The organism is uncultured Halorubrum sp. (genome assembly GCF_937146585.1).
Classification (GTDB): Archaea; Halobacteriota; Halobacteria; order Halobacteriales; family Haloferacaceae; genus Halorubrum; species Halorubrum miltondacostae.
In genome coordinates, this window is sequence record NZ_CAKZRO010000146.1 from 1 (window position 1) to 3,812 (window position 3,812).

At 66.0% G+C, this 3,812-nt stretch carries 9 protein-coding genes and 1 tRNA gene; all 10 read left to right on the plus strand.

The features are described 5' to 3' along the window. Positions 1 to 98 precede the first annotated feature (98 nt). Positions 99 to 257, plus strand: coding sequence for a hypothetical protein (locus tag Q0116_RS12475; protein ID WP_297888849.1), 159 nt, complete (start codon positions 99 to 101; stop codon positions 255 to 257). Next, a complete protein-coding gene (locus Q0116_RS12480; RefSeq protein WP_297888851.1) occupies positions 254 to 784 on the plus strand; it encodes a hypothetical protein in 531 nt (176 codons plus the stop codon). The genes Q0116_RS12475 and Q0116_RS12480 overlap by 4 nt, the downstream gene beginning before the upstream one ends. A gap of 193 nt (positions 785 to 977) precedes the next feature. Continuing rightward, positions 978 to 1,217, plus strand: a complete 240-nt coding sequence (locus tag Q0116_RS12485; RefSeq protein WP_297888854.1) for a hypothetical protein — start codon at positions 978 to 980, stop codon at positions 1,215 to 1,217. Between the two features lies 1 nt (position 1,218). Next, complete coding sequence (locus Q0116_RS12490; RefSeq protein WP_297888857.1) at positions 1,219 to 1,563, plus strand: hypothetical protein; 345 nt, start codon at positions 1,219 to 1,221, stop codon at positions 1,561 to 1,563. Beyond that, a complete protein-coding gene (locus tag Q0116_RS12495; protein WP_297888861.1) occupies positions 1,563 to 2,015 on the plus strand; it encodes a hypothetical protein in 453 nt (150 codons plus the stop codon). Before Q0116_RS12490 ends, Q0116_RS12495 begins: the two co-directional genes overlap by 1 nt. Beyond that, the gene (locus tag Q0116_RS12500; protein ID WP_297888864.1) at positions 2,012 to 2,269 is read left to right on the plus strand and encodes a MarR family transcriptional regulator; all 258 of its coding nucleotides are present in this window, start codon (positions 2,012 to 2,014) and stop codon (positions 2,267 to 2,269) included. Before Q0116_RS12495 ends, Q0116_RS12500 begins: the two co-directional genes overlap by 4 nt. A 151-nt stretch (positions 2,270 to 2,420) precedes the next feature. Further along, positions 2,421 to 2,912, plus strand: a complete 492-nt coding sequence (locus Q0116_RS12505) for a peptide ABC transporter substrate-binding protein (RefSeq protein WP_297888867.1) — start codon at positions 2,421 to 2,423, stop codon at positions 2,910 to 2,912. Continuing rightward, positions 2,909 to 3,088 carry a hypothetical protein gene (locus tag Q0116_RS12510; protein WP_297888870.1) on the plus strand — a complete coding sequence of 60 codons (180 nt, stop codon included), beginning with the start codon at positions 2,909 to 2,911 and terminating at the stop codon, positions 3,086 to 3,088. The genes Q0116_RS12505 and Q0116_RS12510 overlap by 4 nt, the downstream gene beginning before the upstream one ends. Further along, positions 3,079 to 3,152, plus strand: a tRNA-Phe gene (locus tag Q0116_RS12515). The genes Q0116_RS12510 and Q0116_RS12515 overlap by 10 nt, the downstream gene beginning before the upstream one ends. A 311-nt stretch (positions 3,153 to 3,463) precedes the next feature. After that, positions 3,464 to 3,812 (plus strand): LuxR C-terminal-related transcriptional regulator (locus tag Q0116_RS12520; protein WP_297888872.1); only part of this gene is annotated, 349 nt, incomplete at its 3' end.

Consider the following 3,812-nt stretch of genomic DNA (forward strand, 5'->3'; position numbering starts at 1 on the left):
GTCAATCGTGAGCGCATCGTCGAGCAGCTGGACTCGCTCGACCGGCGTGGCGAGGTGTACCACGTCGGTGACGGCGCCGAAGCGGAGGTGCGTGTCCCGTGACGGGGGTAATCGACCGGGACGAGCCCTGCCCGCGGTGCGGTGCCCTCGCCGGCCGTGAGCTCGCCGACGGCTCCATCGAGTGTATCACCTGCGGCCACGTCGCGCTCGACGCGTTCGTGGTCGCGAAGCGGTCGCTGGGGGTGAGCTCCCGATGAGCGACGAAGCCCTCGATCACGCCGCGTTCCGACAGCTCGTTTGGGCGCTCGCCCCTGGTGACGCTGAAGACTACGACACCATCGTCGACGGTGCCCGGGCAGCCATCGAAGAGCATCGCGAGCTCCAGGAGCGTGTCGATGACCTCGAGCAGCGGCTCGACAGAATCGGCGACATCGGCACGGAGAAGACTAACAAGGAGCAGAAGGTGGCCGCGATTGTCACCTACGCGTCGCAAAAAGACGGAGGAATGCGCGGCACGGTCGTGAAGCCGAAGGAGATCGCCGGCGTCGCGAACGTCTCGAAGCGGTACGCGTACGACCTCATCGACGACATCGTCAACGGTGACGGTGAGGACGGTTCGCTTCGTGACGACGGCTACCCATGGGCGCTTGACGCATCCACGCAGACGGCTGTCGACAAGGACGCACCCGACCGCGGTCTCGTCGTCGACTTTGATCGACTTCACGACGACCCGGAGTCGTTGAACAAGTTCATCAACGAAACGTCCGCGGAGGAGGGTCGCTGACCATGATCTTCCACCCTCCAAAACCACCGCCTTTGGTTTACTCTAAAACTCGGTAGTAGTGCGGTGTGTAAACAAAGAAGCGTTAGCAACGGGTGCGTTCGCTGAAGCGACGCGAAGCGACGCGATCGCCGGCGCTTGCGGCAGTTCAACGCGGCCGAACCCGTTGATGAACAAGTTCAACGGATCAGGTCAAATGGACGACACACGCGAAACGGTCGAGACGGACGGAGCGGACGACTACCCCGACGACGTCGGGCTCGCTGGGATGGCCGTCGGGGTGACCCGCCTCGACGGCACGACCACGCCCGGGATCGTCCGCGGGACACGCGACGTCCAGGTGGACGAGGAGACACTTGCGACGCGCGTCATCGTCGAAGTTGAGGATGGTGACCACCCGCTCGACACGGATGCCGAGCGCGTCGAGGTGATCTAAGATGGGCGGCGCGATGTCGGACGCCGAGGTCGCCGACCGGATCGCAAAGGACGACGGCCCGCTCGACGAGACGGTGCTGCTGAAGCGGTCGACAGGTGGGACGCGACGCGTCTACCACGACGCCGAGGATCCATGCTTCGATGTCGACGACGCCGGCTACCGGTCGGGTCCGGAGCGGGTCACCCGGAAAGCGGCACAGGACCGCGGGATCGCACCGTGTAAGGGCTGCGTGATCGGTCCGGATCTCCCCGACTCTCACGACAACGAGCTGTACGAGCGGGCTCGGAACTTCGACCCGAGCGTTCACGACAGCCTCGCTGACGTCGACCTGGAGGGTGAGAGCTGATGCCGGCGTCTGGACAGCACAACGAGCAGGCGGCTGCGACGCCCGACCCGTCGCCCGAGCTCTCCGAGCGGTACGGCGAGAACCCGGCGCGGTTTCTCCAGAAAGACATCCACGCCGACAGCGGGGCGGGGACGTCTGGCGAGCTCATCTTCGCTCGCATCCGCGGCATCGAGTCGATCTCGCTCGCCCGCTACTGGGTTGCGATGGAGCGCCGACTCGCGTCGATCAACGACCGCGAGCCTCGCGAACGCGTTCTCCACGCGCTCGCACAGCGCGAGCGGTACCTCGAGGCGAACGGCGAGGGCCTCGCGCAGACCGGGATGATGCCGGTAGAGCGCCGGGAGGCGGCCGCCGAGCGTGACGCCGAGTCCGTGGCGCCTCTCCTTGACAAAAACGGCGAAGCGGTCCCGTGGAGCAGACAGTCCGGTGCCGTTGTGGGGCAGAATCGATGAGTGACGCTGCCCTCGGCGATCTCGACCGTCGTACCCGTGAGCGCCTCGCTGACCTCCCGCCGACGGCATCGCTCGTCTACCTCGAGCTCTACAACGCCGACGGCCCGCGGACCCTCCGCCAGCTCACCCACCGGATGGCTCGTCCCGAGACGTCCGTCCATCGGGCACTCCGACAGCTCCACGACGAGAATCTCATCACCTGTTCGGCGCGCCACACCGATCCACCACAGACCGAATGGGAGGCTGACGGGTGACTCCCAAAATGGGACTCACACGATGGCTTAAGCCTGTGGCCAAGCAACACACGGGTGACGACAGCCCGGCGACGGGCGACCCCACGCCTCGCACGCGGGGGTCGATACGACAGGGCCGGAGAGACGGTCGCCCTGGACCCTTCTGTACATCATGACTGAGTCACCCGCCTACCACGAGCACCTGCTCGACGCATCGGACGTGTGTAACTCCTGTCACAGAGTCATCCGCGTCGAGCGGCAGGACCTGACGCGCGGTGGGCTCACTCGAGAGTTCGAGTCGCACTACGAGCGGCATCGCGACCACACCGAGATCGGCTACGGCCCGGCGAAGTCGGTCAGCGAGGAGAAGGGAGTGTTCTGCGAGCGGTGCGGGACTGAAAGCCCGTACGACCGCATCTGGAACGACGCCGAGGAGGATGTCGACGACGAGCGCTTCCGCGAGCTCATCCAGAATACGATCCGAACGCTCGAACACAAGGGCGTCACCCTCCACCGGCAGACGCTCGCCGAGCGCGCTCTCGAACGGCGTCGCGACGACGAGCACGTCGACGACTGCCTCGGCGAGGCGACCAAAGCCGCGATCGTCGCCGCGATCAACCAGAGCGACGCTGGGCAGGACACCCGGCGGGAGGCCCCCGCATGAGCGCCGCCGGCTACGGACGGGTGGCGTTCGACTTCGCCGGTCGAGAGCTCGAGGGCGTTGCGGTCGAGTTCGAGCCCGCCGGCGATGTCTCCGGCCCTGACGGGATCCTGACCGTCGACGTCGACGGTCTCACCTACCGCGTCACGGAGTCCGAAGCGGACGCCCCGGATCGATAGCTCAGTCTGGGAGAGCACCGGCCTGAAGCGCTGGCGTGCCTCGGTTCGAATCCGAGTCGATCCATCTCCCGACGGCGTGATCTCCGCTTTTCCTCGGAGGTCAGGTCAGCGCCGGAGGGAGTGTACCGACGAACGAGCGACCGGCACCAACGCGTCGAGACCGCGTACGTCCCGAACGTGGAGGAGCTTCACGTTGACATCTCGTACGGATCAAACCTGCCAAGTCCGGTCGCCTTGCTGTGCCCGTGGTCGGGTGACGAGCGCCGCTATGGGGTAGGCGAAACCAAAGCCTGCTACGCGGCCACCTCGTCCCGGGTTCAATCCCCGGCGCAGCCCTTCGAGACGCAGTGACATACCCCTCCGTTTCCACTCCAGATGGACGACAACACGCCTGAGTTCACCGACCGGCAACGCGAGTTCCTGAACGCGCTCCCGGCGACCTCGAAGGAGATCGCCAACGCGATGGGCATCGCCCCCCGGAGCGTTCGCGACCATCGCGAGAACGTCCAGGAGAGAGGCGTCGAGCTCGAGTACGATGAGGCGACACACGTCTGGTCGCGTGCCGACGACTCGGGCGATCTGGAGGAAGATACGGACACCACGCTTCCGGAGGAACCTGACCCGTCCGACCTCACGGAGCGCGAACGGTACATCCTCCACCAGCTCCAAACTGCGACCGACACCGAGGAGCTTGCTGACGACCTCGGCGAGTCACCGCCCGTCA

Bases quoted from the DNA above. Each gene is read 5' to 3' on its own strand.
- Q0116_RS12480 (WP_297888851.1), top strand. From the start codon at position 254: ATGAGCGACGAAGCCCTCGATCACGCCGCGTTCCGACAGCTCGTTTGG.
- Q0116_RS12485 (WP_297888854.1), top strand. From the start codon at position 978: ATGGACGACACACGCGAAACGGTCGAGACGGACGGAGCGGACGACTAC.
- Q0116_RS12490 (WP_297888857.1), top strand. From the start codon at position 1,219: ATGGGCGGCGCGATGTCGGACGCCGAGGTCGCCGACCGGATCGCAAAG.
- Q0116_RS12495 (WP_297888861.1), top strand. From the start codon at position 1,563: ATGCCGGCGTCTGGACAGCACAACGAGCAGGCGGCTGCGACGCCCGAC.
- Q0116_RS12500 (WP_297888864.1), top strand. From the start codon at position 2,012: ATGAGTGACGCTGCCCTCGGCGATCTCGACCGTCGTACCCGTGAGCGC.
- Q0116_RS12505 (WP_297888867.1), top strand. From the start codon at position 2,421: ATGACTGAGTCACCCGCCTACCACGAGCACCTGCTCGACGCATCGGAC.
- Q0116_RS12510 (WP_297888870.1), top strand. From the start codon at position 2,909: ATGAGCGCCGCCGGCTACGGACGGGTGGCGTTCGACTTCGCCGGTCGA.